Raw genomic sequence first — 20,764 nt, forward strand, 5'->3', positions numbered from 1 at the left:
GGGTGGACTCCGCGTCCCCCGCCCGTCTCTGCCAAGCTGGCCGGATGCGGCGGCGAGCGACGGCGGCGGGAGCGGTCCTGGCCTGCGCCGTGTCCGCGTGCGCACCGGACATCCCGCCGGCAGCACCGCCGGCACCAGCGCCGACGACGATCGGGCCGGGCACCTCGGCCGCGCCGCGGCCGGCGGCCGGCACCCCCGCCGTCACCTGGCAGGTGGGTGCCCGTCCGCTCCCCCGCCGCCCCGACGGCTTCGGCGAGGTCGAGCCGACGCCACCCGAACTGGTGAACCGGGCACTTCCGACAAAAGACGTGCTTCCGTCGCCGCCGGGCAACACGTACGCGTCGACGATCAGCGCCGTGCCCGCCGACGTTCTCGCGCGCAGCACCTGGCAGCCCGCCTGCCCGGTCAAGGCCGGCGACCTCCGCTACCTGACGATGTCCTTCTGGGGCTTCGACGGCCGCGCGCACACCGGCGAGATGCTGGTGAACGCCTCCGGCGCGGCAGGCATCACGAAGGTCTTCGGGCGGCTCTTCGCGGCGCACTTCCCGCTCGAAGAGATGCGGGTGACCAGCCCGGCCGAGCTCACCGCGCCGCCGACCGGGGACGGCAACTCCACCAGCGCGTTCGTCTGCCGCCCGGCGCGCGGGCAGACGACCTGGTCAGCGCATGCCTACGGGCTCGCCGTGGACGTCAACCCGTTCTGCAACCCGTACACCCAGGGCGATCTGGTGCTGCCCGAGCTGGCCTCGGCGTACGTCGACCGCTCGCGCGTGCGGCCCGGCATGGTCCTGGCCGGCGACGCGACCGTGCGCGCGTTCGCGGCGATCGGGTGGAGCTGGGGCGGCGCCTGGACCAGCCCGAAGGACCGGATGCACTTCACCGCGACCGGCCACTGACCACGTAATACGACGTTAAGCACAAGAGGGAACACCGGCTCCACCGAGACGGTTGGCTAGGGTGAATCGACCGGACACGAACCCGCGGAGGATGCAGTGCCCCACTACGACCTGGTGATCGTCGGGACGGGATCGGGGAACTCCATCCTCGGCCCCGGCTTCGCCGGCAAGAAGACGGCGATCGTGGAGAAGGGCACCTTCGGCGGCACCTGCCTCAACGTCGGCTGCATCCCGACGAAGATGTTCGTGTACGCCGCCGACGTCGCGTACACGCCTTCGCACAGCGCCAAGTACGGCGTCGACGAAGAGCTGAAGAACGTGCGCTGGCGCGACATCCGCGACCGGATCTTCGGCCGCATCGACCCGATCGCCGAGGGGGGCGCGGAGTACCGGCGCAGCCACGAGGACAACGCGAACGTCGACGTCTACGAGGGCACCGGCCGCTTCACCGGGCACAAGGAACTGCGCGTCAGCTTCACCGACGGACGCCCCGGCGAAGTGCTGACCGCCGACAAGTTCGTGCTGGCCGCGGGCGGGCGCCCGGTCATCCCCGAGATCCCCGGCCTGGACGACGTCGGCTACCACACCTCCGACACCGTGATGCGGCTCGACGAGCTGCCGGAGCGCATCGTCATCCTCGGCGGCGGGTACATCGCAGCCGAGTTCGCGCACGTCTTCGCCTCCTTCGGCGTGCACGTGACGCTGGTCAACCGCTCCGGACGGCTGCTGCGTTCGGAGGACGAGGACGTCAGCGCGCGCTTCACCGAGCTGGCCGCCGAACGGTTCGACGTCCGCCTGGACCGCAAGACCGTCCGGGCGCGCAAGACGGACAACGGCGTCGCGCTGGACCTGGAGGGGCCGCAGGGCGCGGAAACCGTCGAGGGCGACGTCCTGCTGATCGCCACCGGCCGCCGCCCGAACTCGGACCTGCTCGACGTCGCCGCCACCGGAGTGACCACAATGGACAGTGGGCACGTCGTGGTCGACGACTACCAGCAGACCGCGGTCGAGGGCATCTACGCGCTCGGCGACCTGTCGTCGCCGCACGAGCTGAAGCACGTCGCGAACCACGAAGCCCGCGTGGTGCAGCACAACCTGCTGCACCCGGACGAGCGGATCACCGCCGACCACCGGTTCGTGCCGCACGCGGTCTTCACCCACCCGCAGGTCGCTTCGGTCGGGCTGACCGAGCAGAAGGCCCGCGAACTCGGCGTGTCCTACGTCGTCTCGAAGCAGGACTACGCCGGGATCGCGTACGGCTGGGCGATGGAGGACACGACGGGCTTCGCGAAGCTCCTGGCCGACCCGGCGACCGGGCAGCTGCTCGGCGCGCACATCATCGGCCCGCAGGCGTCGTCGGTGATCCAGCCGCTCATCCAGGCGATGAGCTTCGGCCTCGACGCGCGGGCCATGGCGCGCGGCCAGTACTGGATCCACCCGGCGATGCCGGAGCTGGTCGAGAACGCGCTGCTCAACCTGCCCCTGGACTGAGCCCGGTTCAGACGAAGCGGTGGCGGCCGGCGAGGGCGCCGACCACCATCTGGACGCCGAGCAGGGCGAGCAGCATCCCGAGCGGGACCGTCCAGCCGCCGGCCACGTCGTGCAGCAGGCCGAACAGGAACGGCCCGAGCGCGGCGAACAGGTAGCCGAAGCCCTGCGCCATGCCGGACAGCCGGGCGGTGTCCGCGCCGGTCCGCGCGCGCAGCGCGATCACCGTCAGGCCGAGCGAGAACACGCTCATCCCGAGCCCGACGAGGATGCTCCACAGCAGCGGCGACCACGACGGCGCCAGCATCAGCCCGGCGGTCCCGGCGACGCCGAACACGCTCAGGCCCACGATCCACGGGCTCTGGCCGCGCCGCCGGGCCGCCATCGGCGCGACGACGAGGCTGATCGGCACCGCGATCAGCGAGACCAGGCCGAACAGCAGCCCGGCGTCGTCGCGCGGCACGCCCGCGTCCATCAGCACCTGCGGGAACCAGCCCATCGCCGCGTAGGCGTAGAACGCCTGCAGGCCGAAGAAGCCGGTGACGATCCAGGCGAGCCGGTTGCCCAGCAGCGACCGGCCGCCCTCGGCGCCGTCGGCGGGGCGCGGGACCCGGCCGGTGCCGCGGGCGGCGAGGAGCCACGCCACCAGCGCGACGACCGCCAGCACCGCCCAGGCGCCGAGCGCCGGGCGCCAGCCACCGAGCGCGTCACCGAGGCGCGGGGTCACGGCCGAGCCCAAAGCGCCGCCGCCCTGCAGCGCGGCGGTGTAGACACCGGTGAGCACGCCGATGCGCGCGGGGAAGGAGTCCTTGATGACGACCGGGATGAGCACGTTGATCAGGGCGATCCCGGCGGTGGCCACGAGCGTGGCGCCGAGGACCACGGCCGGGCCGTCGAGGACGCGCAGCACGAGCCCGGCAGCGAGGGTGGCCAGCGCGATCGCGATGGCGGCCCCGATCCCGGCCCGGCGCGCGAGCAGCGGCGCGGCCAGTCCGGCGCCGGCGAAGCAGAGCGTCGGCAACGTCGTGAGCACCCCGGCCCAGACCACCGAAGCGCCCAGGTCCGCGCGCATTTCGGCGAGCATCGGCCCGACGCCGGTGATGGCCGGGCGCAGGTTGAGGGCGGTGAGCACCACGGCGACCGCGAGCAGCGCCCCGGCGGCGACCACGCCCGGCGTCCGGATCTCCACGGCGCCGTCCAGTTCGGGTTCACGGTGTTCGACGCGCATGACCGCTACTATCGCATACGTAGGATGATTGGATGAAGGGATAATCCTGTGCCTCTGGCCACCACGCGCCGGGCCGGCCTCGTCGACCAGGTCATCGAGCAGCTGCGGACCGCGGTCACGCAGGGCGAATGGCCGATCGGCGACCGCATCCCCACCGAGGCCGAACTGGTCGAGCAGCTCGGCGTCGGGCGCAACACCGTCCGCGAAGCCGTGCGCGCGCTCGCGCACACCGGGCTCCTGGAGGTCCGGCAGGGCGACGGCACCTACGTCCGCGCCACCAGCGAGGTGTCCGGCGCGATCCGCCGGCTCTGCGGCTCGGAGCTGCGCGAAGTCCTCCAGGTCCGGCGGACGCTGGAGGTCGAAGGCGCCCGGCTCGCGGCCGTCGAGCGGACCGAGGACGAGGTCGCCGAGCTGCGTGCGCTGCTCGCCCGCCGCGAGACCGACCTGCGGGCCGGCCGCTGGGAGGACTTCGCCCGCACGGACGCCGAGTTCCACTGCGCCGTCGTCCGCGCCGGGCACAACACGCTGCTGACCGAGCTGTACCGCGGGCTGACCGAGGTCATCACGGCCAGCGTCGCGGCGACGTCGAGCATCACGCCGGGCGCGGACCACGTGCCAGAGATCGGCCACGAGGGTCTCGCCGAGGCCATCGCCGACTGCGACCCGGACCGCGCTGCGGCCGAAGCGTGTGGCTTCCTCGACGAGCTGCTGGCTCGCGTCGAACGCGCCTGACCTGCGGATTCAGCCCTCGATGACCCCTAAGGGTGCCATTTCAGGGTTGTCGTGGCACCACCGCGGTGCCATATTTGTGCCATGGACCTGACGCCCTTCGTGGACAGCCTCCGCCGCGAGTTCGCGGTAGCCGCCGAGGCGGCCGGCGAGGACGCTGTCACCCTGGCCGAGCGGCTGGCCTCCCCACTGGAGTCCGCCATCCGGCTCACCTTGCTCGACGCCCTTTCGGCCGCGGCCGACGAAATCACTCGCGACCTCGCTCCCGGTTCCGTCGAAGTACGCCTTCGCCGCCGTGAAGCGGAGTTCGCGGTTTCCGTGCCCACGGCACCTGAACCGGCTCCGGCGGAGGCCCCACCGCCGCCCGAGATCGACGACGGCGCCGTCTCGCGGATCAACCTGCGGCTCCCCGACCAGCTGAAGCAGCGGGTCGAGGAGGCCGCGAGCCGCGACCGGCTCTCCACCAACGCCTGGCTCGTCCGGGCCGCGAGCAACGCACTCGGCGCCGACGCGAGCCGGCCCACGCACCGCCGGTCCGGCTACGGCGAGCAGTACACCGGCTGGGTTCACTGACCCGCCCGTCCTGACCAGCCAAAACACTCTCAAAGCACCCCAGGAGGGCGCAGCCATGCCATTTTTCGCCACCCCCGAGCCGATCACGGCCACGCTCGACGTCAGCGTGGCCGACGTCCGGATCGTCGCCGGTGACCGCACCGACACCACCGTCGAGGTCAGCCCGGCCGACCCGGGCGACAACGAGGACGTCAAGGCCGCCGCCAAGACCCGCGTCGAGTTCGCCGACGGCGAGCTGCTGGTCAAGGGCCCGAAGTACACCACCAAGCTGTGGGGCAAGGGCGGCGCTCTGCACGTCACGGTCGAATTGCCGGCCGGCTCTCGCGTCAAGGCGACGTCCGCGATGGGCGACTTCCACGTCACCGGCCGCCTCGGCGACAGCCGGCTCAAGACCTCGGTCGGCAACATCCACCTCGACGAGACCTCGCGGATCGAGGCGAACACCGCGACCGGTGACGTCTTCGTCGACCGGGCCACCGGCCACGCCGAGATCGGCACCGGCTCCGGCGAGCTGCGGATCCGCGAGATCGACGGCACGGCCGTCCTGAAGAACTCCAACGGCGAGACCCGCGTCGGCGAAGTGACCGGCGACCTGCGGGTGAGCGTCGCCAACGGCGACATCCTCGTCGACCTCGCCCACGCCGGCGTGCACGCCAAGACGGCGTCCGGCGACATCCGGCTCGGCGAGGTCGTGCGCGACCGGGTCGTGCTCGAGACCGCCGTCGGCGAGATCGAGATCGGCATCCGCGAGGGCAGTGCCGCGTGGCTCGAGCTGAACTCGCTGGTCGGTTCCGTGCACAACACGCTCACGCCGTCCGAGGGGCCGGGCGGCAGCACCGAGACCGTCGAGGTCAAGGCCCACAGCTACACCGGCGACATCGTCGTCCGGCGTGCCTGAAGACACATACAGAACAGGGGAAATCGATGCCAGACGCCATCGTGGCCGAGGGATTGGTCAAGAAGTACGGGAAGGTCACCGCGCTCGACGGGATGACCTTGACGGTGCCGGAAGGCACGGTGCTGGGGGTGCTCGGGCCGAACGGCGCCGGCAAGACCACCACCGTCCAGATCCTCACGACGCTGCAGAAGCCGGACGCGGGCCGGGCGACGGTCGCCGGGTTCGACGTCGTGAAGGACGCCCACGTCCTGCGCTCGCACATCGGCGCTTCGGGGCAGTACGCCGCCGTCGACCAGGAGCTGACCGGGGCCGAGAACCTCGAGATGGTCGGCAGGCTGTACCACCTGGGGACCAAGCGGGCCAAAGCCCGCGGCCGGGAGCTGCTCGCCCGGTTCAGCCTGGCCGACGCCGCCGACCGCCCGGTGAAGGGCTACTCCGGCGGCATGCGGCGCCGCCTCGACCTGGCCGGCGCGCTCGTGGCCAACCCGCCGGTGCTGTTCCTCGACGAGCCGACCACCGGGCTCGACCCGCGGGCCCGCACCGAGCTGTGGGACGTCATCACCGAGCTGGTCGCGGGCGGCACGACCCTGCTGCTCACCACGCAGTACCTGGAAGAGGCCGACCGGCTGGCCGACAGCATCGCCGTCGTCGACCACGGGCGCGTGATCGCCCGCGGCACCGCCGACGAACTCAAGGACCTCGTCGGCGGCGAGCGGATCGAGCTGACCGTCGGCACGCACGACGACGTCGTCGTCGCGCAGCGGGCGCTGTCCCGGCTGGCCAGCGGCGAGCCGCAGGCCGAGGGCTTCCGGCTCACCGTGCCCGTGACCCACGGCGCGAAAGCGCTTACCGAAGCGCTGGCGCTGCTCTCCGCCGACGGCGTCGACGTCCGCGACGTCGGTGTCCGCCGTCCCACCCTCGACGACGTCTTCCTCACCCTCACCGGCCACGAGACGGCCGAACCCGCGAAGGAGGCCGTGTGATGAACGCGGTGCAGATGGCCGTCACCGACGGCGTGACCGTCGCCAAGCGCAACTCGATCAAGATCTTCCGGTCACTGGACCTGCTCGGGTCCCTCGTGTTCACGCCGGTGATGTTCGTGCTGCTGTTCGGGTACGTGTTCGGCAGCGTGATCGACGTCCCCGGCCTGTCCTACCGCGAGTTCATGCTGCCGGGGATCTTCACGCTGGCGGTGGCGATGGGCGGCATCGTCACCGGCTACGGGCTGACCGACGACCTGCAGAAGGGCATCATCGACCGGTTCCGCTCGCTGCCCATGTCGCCGGCCGCGGTGCTGATCGGCCGGACCACCGCCGACCTCATCCTCAGCACGGCGAGCCTGCTCATCATGGGCCTGGTCGGCCTGCTGGTCGGCTGGCGCATCCACACCGGCGTGCCGGAGGCGCTGGGCGGGATCGTCCTGCTGCTGGCGTTCTCCTACGCGCTGTCGTGGGTGATGGGCGCGCTCGGCCTGGCCGTGCGCAAGCCCGAGGTGTTCAACAACGTGTCGATGGTGGTCGTCTTCCCGCTGACGTTCCTGGCCAACACGTTCGTCGACAGCGGCCGGCTGCCCGGCCCGCTGCGGGCGATCGCGGACTGGAACCCGGTCTCGGCGGTCACGCAGGCGGCGCGGGAGCTGTTCGGCAACACGAGCGCGGCCATGCCGCCGCGCGACGTCTGGCCGATGCAGCACGCGCTCCTGGCCTCGGTGCTGTGGATCGCGCTGCTGCTGGTGGTCTTCGTGCCGCTTTCGGTGCGCTGCTACAAGAAGGCGACCAGCCACTGAAAGCTCGTGAGTGGTTAGGGCAGTTAGAACTGCCCTAACCACTCACGAGGGTCAGGGCAGGGTGAGGATCTCGCTGCCGTCGGCCGTCACCACGAGGGTGTGCTCGAACTGGGCCGTCCACTTCTTGTCCTTCGTGGTGACGGTCCAGTCGTCGGCCCAGATGTCGTAGTCGATGGTGCCCAGGGTGATCATCGGCTCGATCGTGAAGGTCATGCCCTCCTCGATGATCGTGTCGACGGAGGGCTCTTCGTAGTGCAGGATCGTCGGCGGCGTGTGGAACGCCGGGCCGACGCCGTGGCCGGTGAAGTCGCGGACCACGCCGTAGCCGAAGCGCTTGGCGTAGGACTCGATGACCCGGCCGATCACGTTGAGCTGCCGGCCCGGCCGGACCGCCTTGATCGCCCGCATCGTCGCCTCGCGGGTGCGCTCCACCAGCAGGCGGGCCTCCTCGGAGACGTCGCCGGCCAGGAACGTCGCGTTCGTGTCGCCGTGGACGCCGCCGATGTAGGCGGTGACGTCGATGTTGCAGATGTCGCCGTCCTCGATCACCGTCGAGTCCGGGATGCCGTGGCAGATCACCTCGTTGAGGGACGTGCAGCACGACTTGGGGAAGCGGCGATAGCCCAGCGTCGAGGGGTAGGCGTGGTTGTCGAGCAGGAACTCGTGCACGACCTGGTCGATGTCGTCGGTGGTGGCGCCCGGCTTGACCGCCTTGCCGCCCTCCTCCAGCGCCTGGGCCGCGATGCGGCTCGCCACCCGCATCGCCTCGATCACTTCGGGCGTGCGCACGCCGTTGCCGGTGTCCCGCTTCGGCGCCGGCTTGTCCACGTACTCGGGACGGGCGATGGAACTGGGGACGTCACGGCGCGGCGTCTGGACGCCGGGAACGAGCGGGGCACGAACGGACATGCCTCCACCTTACGACGGTCCGCTCAGCCGATCCCCGCCAGGAACCGGTGCGCGGCCTGTACCGCCGGTTTGGAGGACCCGGCGTCGGTGAGGAGCACGGCGAACGCCAGGTCGCCGCGGTAGCCGACGAACCAGCCGTGCGAGTGCGAGCCGTCACCGAACTGGGCGGTGCCGGTCTTGCCGGCGACGTCCGGGATGTCCCGCAGCCCGGTCGCGGTGCCCGCCGTGACGACCTCGCGCATCATCCCGCGCAGCGCGTCGAGCACCTCCCCCGGCGGCGCGTCGCCGGTGTTCTTCGTGCTCGCCGGCAGCCCCTTGACGATCGACGGCGTCGGCACCTTCCCGGCCTGCACGGTCGCCGCGACCAGCGCCATGCCGAACGGGCTGACCACCACCCGGCCCTGGCCGAAGCCGTTCTCCGCGCGCTGGACCGCCGAATCGCTGGCCGGGACGTCGCCGGTGACCGTGGTCAGGCCCGGGACCACGAAGTCGGCGCCGATGCCGAACGAGCGGGCGGCGTCGGTCAGTGCCGCCGCCGGGAGGCCGGCGGCGAGCCGGGCGAAGGTCGTGTTGCAGGACCGCGCGAACGCCGTCTTGAGGGGCACCCGGCCCAGGTCGAAGCGGCCTTCGTTCGGCACGACGCGGTTCTCGACCGTCGTGGTCCCCGGGCAGTCGACCGGGCTGCCGGCGTCGACGTCGCCGGTGGCCAGCGCGGCCGCCGCCGTGACGATCTTGAACGTCGACCCCGGCGGGTAGCGCCCGGACAGGGCCAGCGAGCCTTCTTCGTCGGCGGCGTCGTTCTGCGCCACGGCGAGGATGTCCCCGCTCGACGGCTGGATCGCCACCAGCGCGGCGGAGTACGGCTCGGTTTCCAGGGCCTTCTCGGCGGCGGCCTGGACCCTCGCGCTGAGCGTGCTCGTGACGGCGGGCGAGACCTTCGGCGGCTCGGCCTTGAGCTCGGAGACCTCGCCCCCGGTGACGTCACGGGTGACGATCCGCCAGCCCGCCGCACCGGCCAGCTGCTGCTCGACCAGCGCCCGGATGCCCGGCAGCACCTGCTGCCCGGACCCGCGGGCCACCGGCAGCAGCCGCTCCTGGCTGGCGAACCGGACACCGGGCAGGTCGTAGATCACCGGCTTGACGCGCTGGTAGTCCCCGGCGCGCAGGGTGATCACCGGGTAGGCGTCGCCGGGCTTGGTCTTGCTCATCCCGTCCAGCACCGACCGGCCGGTCACCGACGGCTCGTACCGGTGTAGCGCCTTGGCGAGCGAGCCGGCGACGGCGGTCGCGTTGCCGGTCTTCTGCGGGTCGACGACCACGCCGATCACGGTCTGCGGGCGCATCAGCGGCACGCCGTCGCGGTCGAGCACCGGCGCGGTCTCCGGCAGCTGCGGCAGCAGGCCCAGGGTCTGGCCGACGGCCAGCTGCGGGTGCACGACCGTCGGCTGCCAGTGCACCTGCCAGCCGCCCTCGGCCGCCCGCAGCTGGGCGTCGGCGCGGTAGGACCAGGTGCGGCCGTGCGGCAGGTGCCAGGTGAGCCGGTAGCCGGCGGTCACGACGTCGCCGTCCGGCTGCTTCACCTCTTCGTCGTCGACGTCGAGCGATTCCGGGTCGAGCACGCCGCGGACCTGGCTCAGGACGGTCTTCGCGGCGTCGGGCGAGTCGGTGTTCGCCGCGGCGGCGGCGACGTCCCCGGACGCGACGGCGTCCAGGAAGGCGGAGAGGGCGTCCCCGGGACCGTCGCCCGAGCACCCGGCCGTGGCCGCGGCGGCGAGCAGCACCACCGCGAGCGCACTGCGGCGCCGACGTGCACTCATGGCCGGATGATGCCTGGTCAGAGCGGTGCGGCGGCTGCGAAACTCCGCCACGGAAGAGTGGTTAGAACAGCACCGTCGCGTACTGGCCGACCTGCTTGAAGCCGATCTTGCGGTACGCCGCGAGGGCCGGGGTGTTGAAGGCGTTGACGTAGAGGCTGGCGGTGCGGCCCAGGCCGCGGACGAGCCGGTTGACCACCGCGGCGGTGCCGGCGGTGCCGAGCCCGTCGCCCCGGCGGTCCGGGTGCACCCAGACGCCCTGGATCTGCCCGACGGTCGCCGACATGGCCCCGATCTCGGCCTTGAAGACGACTTCGCCGTTCTCGAAGCGGGCGAACGCGCGCCCGGCGCCGATGAGCTCGGTGACGCGGGCGCGGTAGCTGGCCCCGCCGTCGCCGCTGCGCGGATCGACGCCGACCTCCTCGATGAACATCGCGACGGCCGCGGGCAGGTACCGCTCGAGTTCGTCCGGCCGGACGGGCCGGACCAGCGGGTCGGCGGCCACGAGCGGGGTGCTGTCCAGCGCCATCAGCGGCTGGTCGTCGCGGACTTCGCGGGCCGGGCCCCACTCGTCTTCGAGTTCGTCCCACAGGCCGAGGACCTGCTCGGCCGGGCCGACGAGCGAGGAGCAGGTGCGCTGCCGCCGGAGCGCGCGGTCGGCGAAGGAGCGCAGGGCGGGGGCGTTGCCTTTCAGCGGGATCAGGTTGGGCCCGGAAAAGCACAGGCCTTGGAGCCGTCCGGCGCGCACCGGACGGCTGTCGGCGGCCCAGAGCTCACCACCGAGCCGCCACGGGTCGAGACCGGCCGCCTCGACCCGGGCGCTGACCATGCAGCTGCCCACGGGATCCGCGGCCAGCGCGGCACGGACCGCCGGATAGTCCCGATCATCGAGCAGCCGCGCACCTGCAAGCCGCAACACGGGCTCCAGGGTGCCAGATCCGGGCGGTAAACGGAACGCGAGGCTGTCGACACGGTGAGATGAAGCGCCCAGGTCGGGGTGGGGGCCGGTGCCGGCAGGCCGGGCCCGTCCCGAGGACGCGTCCGGGCCCGTCCCGGACGCGTCACTCGCGGCGCTCCGGGACCGGGCGTGTCAGGCCGCGCCGCGGTAGGTGCCGATCGTCCACGCGTTGCCCTCCGGGTCGCGGAGGCTGAACGTGTGGGAGCCGTACTCCGTGTCCGTCAGCGCGGCCGTGATCTCCGCGCCCGCCGCCTGCACGCGCTCGTGCACCTCGTCCACGCGATCGGACACGACGTACACCGCCGCGGTGCCCGGCTTCATCGTGTCGTGGACGCCGTCCGGCGGGCGGACGCTGCCCAGCATCACCGCGCCGCCCTCCGGCCAGCGCAGCTCCGCGTGGGCCACCAGGTCGCCTTCGGGCACCACCAAGGCTTCGGTGAAGCCGAGGACGTCGACGAGGAAGCGGATCGCCGCCGGGGCGTCGTCGTAACGCAGGGCGGGCCACACGTTCGGTTCGGGTGTCATGCCGTCAGCTTCGCGCCACCTCCGCCTCCTGGTCTTGGAGGAACGGGAGCTCCTCGGCGATCCACGTGCCCGGCGTGCAGCCCGCCAGCGCCCGCCACTCGTTCGTCAGGTGCGCCTGGTCGTAGAAGCCGCACTCCACCGCCAGCGACGCCAGGTCCGCGTGGCCCCGGCGCAGCTGCCGCGTGGCCCGCTCGAACCGCAGCACCCGCGCCACCTGCTTCGGCGGCAGCCCGAGTTCCGTGCGGAACCGCTCGCCCAGGTGGCGACGGCTCCAGCCGACCTCGGCCGCGAGGTCCGCGACACGCACCTGGCCGTCGGCACCGCGCAGCCGGCGCCACGCCTCCCCCACCTCGGCCGGCGTGGCCACCGGGTCGGCCGCCCGGGCGGCCAGGACGTCGTCGAGCAGCGCGAACCGTTCGCGCCACGTCGGCAGCGAGCGCAGCCGGTCCGGCAGCGACCCCAGCCCGAAGTCGGCCAGGTCGCCGACCTCGCCGCTCAGCTCCGCCGCCGTGACGCCGAACAGCGTGCGCATGCCCAGCGGGTCGAGCTCCAGCTGCAGCCCCTCCTGCACGCGGTCCTGCCGGATCAGCACCGCGCGCGTGTGCAGGCCGCCGACCAGCCCCTGCAGGCTCCGCCCGGCCATCCGCACCGGCCCGGCGAGGCTGATGACGAGCGTCACGTGCCGGGACGGCAGACCGCGGTGGACGGCCAGCGTGACGTCGTCCTGCGCGTACCCGACATAGCGCGTGACCAGGGGCCGCACCACTGGGTGCGGCTCGTGAATGGCCCAGGTCACGCTCACGAAGATCAGGGTAGAGGGCACCACCGACAATTCCGGATCTGCTAACACGGAAGGTGCGCGTCCCCACCGCGGAAGGAACCACCCGAATGACGATCCAGGAGCAGGCGCAGCAGCTGGAGCTGCTCGCCGACCAGGTGCCGACCGGCATTGCGCTCGCCACGAAGAGCGACCTCGAAGACCTGCAGGCCCAGGTGCTCGGCCTGCTCGGGGAGACGTCCACCGCGACCGCGATCCAGGGCGCGATCCAGCTCGCTTCGCAGCAGATCGACGAGGTCGCGGCCGCCCTCGAGAACGTCCGCCTGCAGATCCGCGACGCCGCCCAGCACCACCTACAGGGCTGAGTAGTACGAATGGACCGCCGGCTGGCCCGTGTAGTTCGGGCCGGCCCGGTCGTCCGCGCCGAGGTACCGGAAGGGCAACGAGCCGTGGAACGGCCCGGCACGCCGGATCCGGTGGCTCCGCGAGTCGTACGCGAAGCCCGCTTCGCGCAACGCCCGCAGGACCCGGCGCGCCCCGCCGGGCGCCTGGATCCCGGCGACGTCGAAGCTGGCCACGAACACGCCACCGTCGTCCAGCCAGGACACCGCCCGCAGCAGCGCACCCAGCTTGTCGCCGACGTAGTGCAGCCCGTGCACGCAGGTCACGAGGTCGTACCGGCCGCCGGGCTGCCACGCCGTGATCGACGCCGTCACCAGCCGGACGGGCCCGGCCGCGGCGAAGTACCCGACGAGGTCGACACCCGTGATGTCCAGGTCGGGGCGGACCTCAGCCGCGTCGAGGAGCGCCCGCCCGCTGCCGCAGCAGAGGTCGAGCCAGCGGGCGCCCGGCGGCAGGCCGAGGATGTCGAACCCGAGCACGCGCGCGTAGCCGTCGCGACCGGCCAACCGGCGCTCGCGGTTCATCGCCCGGTTGGCCACCACGGACGACGCTTCGAGAGCGTCGTCCGGCAGCAGATCAGCTGTGACATCCGGGGCTCCGCCCCGGGCCGGGGGCTTCGCCACCCGGACCCCCCGAAGATCAGCTGGCGGTGACGACCGGGGCACCTTCGCCAAGGGACTCGCCCGCCTCTTCGGCGATGCGCATGGCCTCTTCGATGAGCGTCTCGACGATCGCGTGCTCGGGGACGGTCTTGATGACCTCGCCCTTGACGAAGATCTGGCCCTTGCCGTTGCCCGAAGCCACGCCGAGGTCGGCTTCGCGGGCCTCGCCCGGGCCGTTGACGACGCAGCCCATGACCGCCACGCGCAGCGGGATCTCCATGCCCTCGAGCCCGGCCGTGACCTGCTCGGCGAGCGTGTAGACGTCCACCTGCGCCCGGCCGCACGACGGGCACGACACGATCTCCAGCTTCCGCGGCCGCAGGTTCAGCGACTGCAGGATCTGGGCGCCGACCTTGACCTCTTCGACCGGCGGCGCGGACAGCGAAACGCGGATCGTGTCGCCGATGCCCTGGCGCAGCAGCGCGCCGAACGCGACGGCCGACTTGATCGTGCCCTGGAACGCCGGGCCGGCCTCGGTGACGCCGAGGTGCAGCGGGTAGTCGCACTGCTCGGCGAGGATCTCGTAGGCGCGCACCATGACCACCGGGTCGTTGTGCTTCACCGAGATCTTGATGTCGTGGAAGTCGTGCTCGGCGAACAGCGACGCCTCCCACAGCGCCGACTCGGCGAGCGCCTCCGGTGTCGCCTTGCCGTACTTGTCCATGATCCGCTTGTCGAGCGAGCCGGCGTTGACGCCGATCCGGATCGGCGTGCCGTGGTCCTTCGCCGCCTGGGCGATTTCCTTGACCTGGTCGTCGAACTTCCGGATGTTGCCGGGGTTGACGCGCACCGCGGCGCAGCCGGCCTCGATCGCGGCGAAGACGTACTTCGGCTGGAAGTGGATGTCGGCGATCACCGGGATCTGCGACTTCTTCGCGATCGCGGGCAGCGCCTCGGCGTCGTCGGCCGACGGGCACGCCACGCGGACGATGTCGCAGCCCGCGGCGGTCAGCTCGGCGATCTGCTGCAGGGTCGCGTTGACGTCGGAGGTGAGCGTCGTCGTCATCGACTGGACGGAGATCGGGAAGTCGCTGCCGACGCCGACCGAACCCACGTGGAGCTGGCGGGTCTTGCGGCGCTCGGAGAGGACGGGCGGGGGCAGGGCGGGCATACCGAGTGCGACGGTCACGGCTTCCAGCGTACCTACCCCTACTGGGCCAGCTTCACCATGTCAACCGTCACGGTGAGCAACGTTACGGCCAGGGTGAGCGGCCCGGGCCGGGCCGCCACCCCTCCGTGGGGCTACGGCGAGATCCGGATGGGGTTGACGATGTCCGCCGTCACCGTGAGTAGCGTCACGGCGCCGCCGACCAGCACCAGCGCCATCGTGATCCCGGACAGCCGCGTGTAGTCGACCGGACCGCCGGCCGCCTTGCCGCGCAGCCCGCGGATCCAGTCGCGGACGCGCTCGTACCAGACCACCGCGATGTGCCCGCCGTCGAGCGGCAGCAGCGGCAGCAGGTTGAACACGCCGATGAAGAAGTTCAGGCTGGCCAGCAGGAAGAAGAACAGCACCCAGATGCCCTGTTCGACCGCCTCGCCGCCGATCCGGCTCGCGCCGACGACGCTGACCGGGGTGTTCGGGTCGCGCTCGCCGCCGAAGATCGCGGTGACGACCGCGGGGATGCGCTCGGGGAACTGGACGAGCCGCTGGGCCGTCTGGGCGAACATCGTGCCGGTGAAGCTGAAGGTTTCGCCGATCGCGGCCACCGGGCCGTACTGGACGGTCGGCGACTCCACCTTCGGGGAAGCGCCGATCATGCCGACCTCCTTGACGCCGGAGGGGCTCCAGCGCTGCACCTTCGGCACGTCGACGACGAGCCACAGCTGCTGGTCGCCACGCTGCACCTGGAACACCGTCCGGCCGCTGGTGGCCTGCACGGCGGTCAGCATCTCGTCCCAGGTCGCGACCGGCTTGCCGCCGACGGCGAGCACCTTGTCGCCGGGCCGCAGCCCCGCCGCAGCCGCCGGGGCCAGTGCGCCCTGCGGGCAGGGGGCGTTGGCCTGGGCCTGGGCCTTGCTCCTTCGTCGTGGTCGAACGGGCGCAGGACGTCGAATCCAGCACCGGGACGGTCGGGCCGGCGTTCAGGTTCGGCAGGCCCATGGTCACGGCCATCAGGTAGAGGACCACGAAGCCGAGGATGAAGTGGGTGATCGACCCGGCCGACATCACGACGGTGCGCTTCCAGGTCTTGAACCGCCACATCGCGCGCGGCGCCTCGTCCGGCGTCACCTCGTCGAGCGCGGTCATGCCGGCGATGTCGCAGAACCCGCCGAGCGGGATCCACTTCAGGCCGTACTCGGTCTCGCCGCGGCGCCAGGAGAAGACCGTCGGCCCGAAGCCGACGAAGTACCGCCGGACCTTCATGCCAAAAGCCTTCGCCGTGACCATGTGGCCGGCCTCGTGCAGTGCGACGGAGACGCAGATCCCCAGCGCGAAGAGCACCACACCGATGATGTAGGCGAGCACCCGCTACTTCCCCTCGATGATCGAACCGGCCCGCGCACGAGCCCAGCGCTCGGCCGCGAGTACGTCCTCCACGTCGCGTGGTTCGCGACGCCATTCGTCGGCGGCTCCCACCACCTCGGACACAGTGTCCACTATCGACGTGAAGCTGGTGTTCTGCGCGAGGAAGGCGGACACGAGCTCCTCGTTCGCGGCGTTGTAGACGGCGGGCAGGCAGCCGCCCGCGGTGCCGCAGTGCCGGGCCAGCTCGACGGCCGGGAAAGCATCGTCGTCCAGCGGCTCGAACGTCCAGGTCGCGGCCTTGTCCCAGGTGCACGCGGGTGCGGCGCCGGGGACGCGGTCCGGCCAGTGCAGCGCGAGCGCGATCGGCAGCCGCATGTCGGGCGGGCTCGCCTGGGCGATCGTCGAGCCGTCGGTGAAGGTCACCATCGAGTGCACGATCGACTGCGGGTGCACGGTGACGTCGATCTTCTCCGGCGCGATGCCGAACAGCAGCGCCGCCTCGATCAGCTCGAGGCCCTTGTTGACCAGGGTGGCGGAGTTGATCGTGATGAGCGGGCCCATGGACCAGGTCGGGTGCGCCATCGCCTGCTCGACCGTGACACCGGCGAGTTCGGCGCGCTTGCGGCCGCGGAACGGGCCGCCGGAGGCGGTGAGGACGAGCCGGGCGACCTCGTTCTCGCTGCCGGCCCGCAGCGCCTGGGCGATGGCGGAGTGTTCGGAGTCGACGGGCACGAGCTGCCCGGGCTTGGCGGCGGCGAGCACCAGCGGCCCGCCGGCGATCAGGGACTCCTTGTTGGCCAGCGCGAGGGTGGCCCCGGTGGCGAGCGCTCTGAGCGTCGGCTCGAGGCCGCGGGAGCCCGGGAGCGCGTTGAGGACGGTGTCGACTTCGACGGCGTCGATCAGATCGGTGACGGCGTCGGAGCCCGCGAAGAGCCTCGGGAGCTTGAAGTCGCCCTGGGCGTACCCGCGCTTCTGCGCCTCGGCGTACAGCGCGAGCTGGACGTCTTCGGCGGCGGTGGCCCTGGTCACGGCGACGGCCTCGACCCCGTGGGCGATCGCCTGCGCGGCGAGCGCGGCGGGATCGGCGCCCCCCGCGGCGATCCCGGCGACCCGGAACAGGTGCGGGTTGCGCGCGGCGACGTCGAGGGCCTGCACGCCGATGGACCCGGTCGAGCCGAGCACGAGAACGCTTCGCGAGGTAGTCATCGCCGGTCATTGTCGCGCGGGGCGTCTCCGCGGCGCACCCGGAGGTGTGGGATCATCGGCGGGTCCGAGGTTCACGGGGTTTGAGGAGTTCATCGTGGCAGGCAAGGCGGTCGAGAAGAGGCGGCCCGAGGTCGACCCGCGCGACGAGCCGTCCGCGGCCTGGGGCTGGCACGGCTCGTTCCCGAAGGCCACCCGCATCGCCGGCTGGGTCAGCGCGATCATCCTGCTGGTGATGATCAAGGGCAACCACGAGAACAACACCGAGAACGTGTGGCTCGTCGGCCTGTCGCTGTTCCTCATCCTGCTGCTGGTGCTCGACATCCGGAAGCAGCGCACCGCCTGGCGCAAGTAGTCGGTTTTTCGCTACCGTCCCCCGGCATGAAGCTGCGCTGGGGCCTTGCTCTCGTCGGTGTCGTCCTGAGTGCCTTGGTGGCCCCTGCCACGCCGGCGTCGGCTTCGGTGCCACTGGTCCGGTGTGAGTTCACGCCGACGCCTTCGAACCCGGCCGCGCGGCCGGTGGTGCGTCCACTGCCTTTCGCGTCGACCCGCGGGACTGTCGATGTGACGTTCCGGTTCAACTACGGGCCGGTGACCGTGCGGCTGGACCGTGGTGGCGCGGCGCCTTGTGCGGTGCACAACATGGTCTCGCTGGTTTTGCAGCGGTTCTACGACCGGTCCCAGTGCTGGCGGCTTTCCGACTCCGCTCGGCTTGGTGTTCTTCAGTGTGGGGACATCTACGAGGTGGAGAAGGGTGGGCCGGGGTACAAGTTCCCGGACGAGGCCACGGGGGCCGAGACGTACCCGCGGGGGACGATCGCCATGGGGAACCAGGGGGCGGGGACGAACGGGTCGGAGTTCTTCATCGTGCACTCGTTCGCGCACATCCCGTCTCAGTATTCCGTGATGGGACGGGTGATTCGTGGGATGTCGGCGATCGACCGGATGGTCGCGGACGGGATCATCCCGAAGGATCCGAACGGGCCGCTCGACGGGGCACCGGCACACCCGGTGAAGATCCAGCGAGCCACGGTCGGCCACTGATCCCTGCCGGAGCCGGCAGGGATGAGGTCCATCAGCCCGGTCACCTGCTCCCCGAAGCCGGGCGCCCGAGCCGGACCGGACGGTGCCGGCTCCACCCCACCGGATCCTGGCGCAGGTAGACCCGCCGCGCACCATCCGTCACCCGCGCCCCAAAGGTCCCCCCACCGAGTGAATGCCGGGATCGCCCGATTACATTGGGCAGGTTCACAGCTGAGCTTCGTGGGGGGATCACGCGATGATGACGCACGACGAGTACCTGGCGACCCGAAGATTCCCGGCCCTCGACGGCGTCCGCGCCGTCGCCGCCGTGCTCGTGGTCGTCTTCCACTACGGCGGTCCCAACTGGGAACGGGCCAACGGCTGGATCGGGGTGCACCTCTTCTTCGTGCTCTCCGGGTACCTGATCACCACGCTGGCGCTGCGCGAGGAAGACCGCGCCGGCCGCGTCTCGCTGGCGGAGTTCTACATCCGCCGGGCCTTCCGGATCCTCCCCGTCTACTACGTCGTGATCGGCGTGGTCGTCGTCTTCGCCTACTTCCGCGGGCTGGGCCTGCGGCACAGCGGCATCGTGTCCGCGCTGCCGTGGAACGTCCTCTTCGTCGGCGAGTACCACCAGATGGCCCTGTTCGGCCAGGCCTGGACCCTCGGCGTCGAGCAGAAGTTCTACCTCGTGTGGCCGCTGCTCGCGTTCGGCCTCGGCGCGCTCGGCTTCGTGAAACGCCTGAGCCTCGCCGTCGGGCTCGTCGCGATCATGCTCGCCCTGATCCCCTTCATGCCCTACGCGGGCGCGTACTCGCCGATCCTCATCGGCTGCACGCTGGCGATCGTGCTGCACCACCGCAAGGGCTTCGCCGCGCTGCGGGTGTTCACCCACCCCGTCACCGGCCTCGTGGTCGCCGCCGCGCTGATCGCCGTGCAGACCCAGTTCGGCGAGATCGCCGGGTTCCTGCACGACGAAGGCGGTTCGATCACCGGCACCGGGTACATCCTGCTGGTGGCGCTGCTCGTGCCGTCCCTGGTTGCCGGCGGCGGGCCGCTGGCCTGGGTGCTCTCGCGGCGGCCGATGCGGTTCGTCGGCGAGCGGTCGTACTCGCTCTACCTCATGCAGGGCGTCGTCGCGCTGGCGCTCGCGGGGGCCATCCCGCAGTTCGCGCCGCACCGGACGCTGACCGCGGTCGCCGTGACGGTCGCCGGGCTGCTGGCGGCGGACCTGCTCTACCGCTGGGTCGAGGTCCCGATGATCGACGTCGGCCGCCGGATCATCGCGCGGCGCCGGGCGAAGAAGGTCGCGCCGGCCGCCGAGGTGACCGAGCCCGCGCTCGCCAGGGTCTAGCGCCTGTTTCAATGGCGTAGCCACTCGTTGATCGCCGCGATGTGCACGGTGGCCTCGTAGCGGACCGCGAGTTTGTCGAATCGTGTGGCCACGGCGCGGTTGCGTTTGAGCCGGTTGATGCCGCACTCGACCGCGTGCCGTTGCTTGTAGATCTGCGGGTCGAAGGCGGGTGGTCGGCCACCCGCCCGGCCGCGGTTGCGGCGATGCCGGATTTGGTCAGCGGGCTGGGGAATCGTGCAGGCGATCCCGCGCCGCCGCAGGTAGGCCCGGTTGGCGCGAGAACTGTATGCCTTGTCGGCCAGGACCCGATCGGGGCGGGTCCTGGCCCGTCCGCCGCCAGCGCGGGCGATCTTGATCCCGGCTAATACGGCCTCGAACTGCGGCGAGTCGCCTCGCTGCCCCGCGGTCACCAACAGCGAGAGTGGTTTCTGGCCTTGCTCGGTGGCCAGGTGCAGCTTGGTCGTCCACCCGCCCCGCGACCGGCCCAGCGCGTGGTCGGCCGGTTCTGGCTCGCCGACACCGCCCGGCGGTTCCTTCTGCAGGTCACTGTCGATGCGGGCGCCTGCGGCGTGCTGGTGCGCCCGATTGATCGTGGAATCGACGCTCACCTCCCACGTGATCAGCCCGGCGGCGTCAGCCCGGGTCTGCAACCCGGCCAGGATCAACGCCCACACACCAGTGCGCTGCCAGCGCCGGAACAAGCCATAGACGGTTTGCCAGCAGCCATACACCGGTGGGACGTCACGCCACGGCGAACCGACCCGAACCCGCCAACGGATGCCATCCAGAAGTTGACGTTTACTCCACAGTGGCGGGCGGCCGGGCTTCTTGCCGACGGGCAGCAGCGGTTCCAGGATCGCCCACTGCGCGTCGGTCAGATCGGCTCGCCCCGTCGCCGCTAGGCTGGGCACGAGGTCTCCGGTGTTCTTGATCAGCTTGGTCGTTGATCGGTCTACCGGAGACCTCGCCTATTTGCCCCGAGGACACGCCGCATCGACGATGCTGGCCAGAAGTTCCGCTGGTCAGCACATCAAAACAGGCTCTAGGGCCGCTCCCCGGAACGGGAAA

21 protein-coding genes and 1 pseudogene are annotated in these 20,764 nt (G+C 71.5%); 11 read left to right on the forward strand and 11 right to left on the reverse strand.

The annotated features are described in order from the left end of the window. Positions 1-212 precede the first annotated feature (212 nt). Together OO60_RS18725 and OO60_RS18730 are read left to right on the forward strand one after the other, a co-directional pair. Positions 213-896, forward strand: coding sequence for a M15 family metallopeptidase (locus OO60_RS18725; RefSeq protein ID WP_033261831.1), 684 nt, complete (start codon positions 213-215; stop codon positions 894-896). Between the two features lie 96 nt (positions 897-992). Continuing rightward, the gene (locus tag OO60_RS18730; RefSeq protein ID WP_003057613.1) at positions 993-2,387 is read left to right on the forward strand and encodes a mycothione reductase; all 1,395 of its coding nucleotides are present in this window, start codon (positions 993-995) and stop codon (positions 2,385-2,387) included. A 7-nt stretch (positions 2,388-2,394) separates the two neighbouring features. Here the strand turns inward: OO60_RS18730 and OO60_RS18735 are convergent, their stop codons facing one another. Next, on the reverse strand, positions 2,395-3,612 hold the full coding sequence (locus OO60_RS18735) for an MFS transporter (RefSeq protein WP_003057611.1): 1,218 nt from the start codon (positions 3,610-3,612) through the stop codon (positions 2,395-2,397). A gap of 48 nt (positions 3,613-3,660) precedes the next feature. On the opposite strand from OO60_RS18735, the gene OO60_RS18740 reads away from it, so the two are divergent. The 5 genes from OO60_RS18740 (at position 3,661) to OO60_RS18760 (ending at position 7,598) form a co-directional block, all read left to right on the forward strand. Continuing rightward, complete coding sequence (locus OO60_RS18740) at positions 3,661-4,344, forward strand: FadR/GntR family transcriptional regulator (protein ID WP_003057609.1); 684 nt, start codon at positions 3,661-3,663, stop codon at positions 4,342-4,344. Between the two features lie 81 nt (positions 4,345-4,425). Continuing rightward, a complete protein-coding gene (locus tag OO60_RS18745) occupies positions 4,426-4,914 on the forward strand; it encodes a hypothetical protein (RefSeq protein WP_003057607.1) in 489 nt (162 codons plus the stop codon). A 55-nt stretch (positions 4,915-4,969) separates the two neighbouring features. After that, positions 4,970-5,812, forward strand: coding sequence for a DUF4097 family beta strand repeat-containing protein (locus OO60_RS18750; protein ID WP_003057605.1), 843 nt, complete (start codon positions 4,970-4,972; stop codon positions 5,810-5,812). A gap of 26 nt (positions 5,813-5,838) precedes the next feature. Further along, on the forward strand, positions 5,839-6,795 hold the full coding sequence (locus OO60_RS18755; protein ID WP_003057604.1) for a daunorubicin resistance protein DrrA family ABC transporter ATP-binding protein: 957 nt from the start codon (positions 5,839-5,841) through the stop codon (positions 6,793-6,795). Then, positions 6,795-7,598: an ABC transporter permease gene (locus OO60_RS18760; RefSeq protein ID WP_003057603.1), complete on the forward strand. Its 804-nt coding sequence runs from the start codon at positions 6,795-6,797 to the stop codon at positions 7,596-7,598. Before OO60_RS18755 ends, OO60_RS18760 begins: the two co-directional genes overlap by 1 nt. A 51-nt stretch (positions 7,599-7,649) precedes the next feature. Here OO60_RS18760 and map read toward each other — a convergent pair whose 3' ends face one another. The 5 genes from map to OO60_RS18785 form a co-directional block, all read right to left on the reverse strand. After that, complete coding sequence (gene map, locus OO60_RS18765) at positions 7,650-8,507, reverse strand: type I methionyl aminopeptidase (protein ID WP_003057601.1); 858 nt, start codon at positions 8,505-8,507, stop codon at positions 7,650-7,652. A gap of 23 nt (positions 8,508-8,530) precedes the next feature. Next, positions 8,531-10,324 (reverse strand): penicillin-binding transpeptidase domain-containing protein, encoded by a 1,794-nt coding sequence (locus OO60_RS18770; protein WP_033261789.1) that lies wholly within the window; start codon positions 10,322-10,324, stop codon positions 8,531-8,533. A 61-nt stretch (positions 10,325-10,385) separates the two neighbouring features. Then, a complete protein-coding gene (locus tag OO60_RS18775) occupies positions 10,386-11,240 on the reverse strand; it encodes a GNAT family N-acetyltransferase (protein ID WP_033261790.1) in 855 nt (284 codons plus the stop codon). Positions 11,241-11,411: 171 nt separating this feature from the next. After that, positions 11,412-11,804, reverse strand: coding sequence for a VOC family protein (locus OO60_RS18780; RefSeq protein WP_033261791.1), 393 nt, complete (start codon positions 11,802-11,804; stop codon positions 11,412-11,414). 4 nt (positions 11,805-11,808) lie between these two features. Beyond that, positions 11,809-12,606 carry a helix-turn-helix domain-containing protein gene (locus OO60_RS18785; RefSeq protein ID WP_240490575.1) on the reverse strand — a complete coding sequence of 266 codons (798 nt, stop codon included), beginning with the start codon at positions 12,604-12,606 and terminating at the stop codon, positions 11,809-11,811. An 86-nt stretch (positions 12,607-12,692) separates the two neighbouring features. Here OO60_RS18785 and OO60_RS18790 point away from each other — a divergent pair, with 86 nt between their 5' ends. Continuing rightward, the gene (locus tag OO60_RS18790; RefSeq protein WP_003057586.1) at positions 12,693-12,947 is read left to right on the forward strand and encodes a hypothetical protein; all 255 of its coding nucleotides are present in this window, start codon (positions 12,693-12,695) and stop codon (positions 12,945-12,947) included. On the opposite strand, the gene OO60_RS18795 is transcribed toward OO60_RS18790, so the two are convergent. The 4 genes and pseudogenes from OO60_RS18795 to dxr form a co-directional block, all read right to left on the reverse strand. After that, on the reverse strand, positions 12,936-13,607 hold the full coding sequence (locus OO60_RS18795) for a class I SAM-dependent methyltransferase (protein ID WP_240490574.1): 672 nt from the start codon (positions 13,605-13,607) through the stop codon (positions 12,936-12,938). The two genes, OO60_RS18790 and OO60_RS18795, sit on opposite strands and share 12 nt — an antisense overlap. Positions 13,608-13,623: 16 nt before the next feature. After that, positions 13,624-14,775, reverse strand: a complete 1,152-nt coding sequence (ispG, locus tag OO60_RS18800) for a flavodoxin-dependent (E)-4-hydroxy-3-methylbut-2-enyl-diphosphate synthase (RefSeq protein WP_003057582.1) — start codon at positions 14,773-14,775, stop codon at positions 13,624-13,626. 113 nt (positions 14,776-14,888) lie between these two features. Beyond that, positions 14,889-16,116: pseudogene (locus OO60_RS44645) on the reverse strand (M50 family metallopeptidase). 3 nt (positions 16,117-16,119) lie between these two features. Continuing rightward, positions 16,120-17,322: a 1-deoxy-D-xylulose-5-phosphate reductoisomerase gene (gene dxr / locus OO60_RS18810; RefSeq protein ID WP_033261793.1), complete on the reverse strand. Its 1,203-nt coding sequence runs from the start codon at positions 17,320-17,322 to the stop codon at positions 16,120-16,122. 94 nt (positions 17,323-17,416) lie between these two features. Here dxr and OO60_RS18815 point away from each other — a divergent pair, with 94 nt between their 5' ends. The 3 genes from OO60_RS18815 (at position 17,417) to OO60_RS18825 (ending at position 19,696) form a co-directional block, all read left to right on the forward strand. Then, on the forward strand, positions 17,417-17,674 hold the full coding sequence (locus tag OO60_RS18815) for a DUF2631 domain-containing protein (RefSeq protein WP_003057577.1): 258 nt from the start codon (positions 17,417-17,419) through the stop codon (positions 17,672-17,674). A gap of 26 nt (positions 17,675-17,700) precedes the next feature. Next, positions 17,701-18,363 (forward strand): peptidylprolyl isomerase, encoded by a 663-nt coding sequence (locus tag OO60_RS18820; protein ID WP_033261794.1) that lies wholly within the window; start codon positions 17,701-17,703, stop codon positions 18,361-18,363. 235 nt (positions 18,364-18,598) lie between these two features. Next, positions 18,599-19,696 carry an acyltransferase family protein gene (locus OO60_RS18825; RefSeq protein ID WP_003057574.1) on the forward strand — a complete coding sequence of 366 codons (1,098 nt, stop codon included), beginning with the start codon at positions 18,599-18,601 and terminating at the stop codon, positions 19,694-19,696. 8 nt (positions 19,697-19,704) lie between these two features. On the opposite strand, the gene OO60_RS18830 is transcribed toward OO60_RS18825, so the two are convergent. Continuing rightward, positions 19,705-20,607 (reverse strand): IS5 family transposase, encoded by a 903-nt coding sequence (locus tag OO60_RS18830; protein ID WP_033261795.1) that lies wholly within the window; start codon positions 20,605-20,607, stop codon positions 19,705-19,707. Positions 20,608-20,764: the final 157 nt, after the last annotated feature.

This window comes from Amycolatopsis vancoresmycina, assembly GCF_000716785.1.
Lineage (GTDB): Bacteria > Actinomycetota > Actinomycetes > Mycobacteriales > Pseudonocardiaceae > Amycolatopsis > Amycolatopsis vancoresmycina.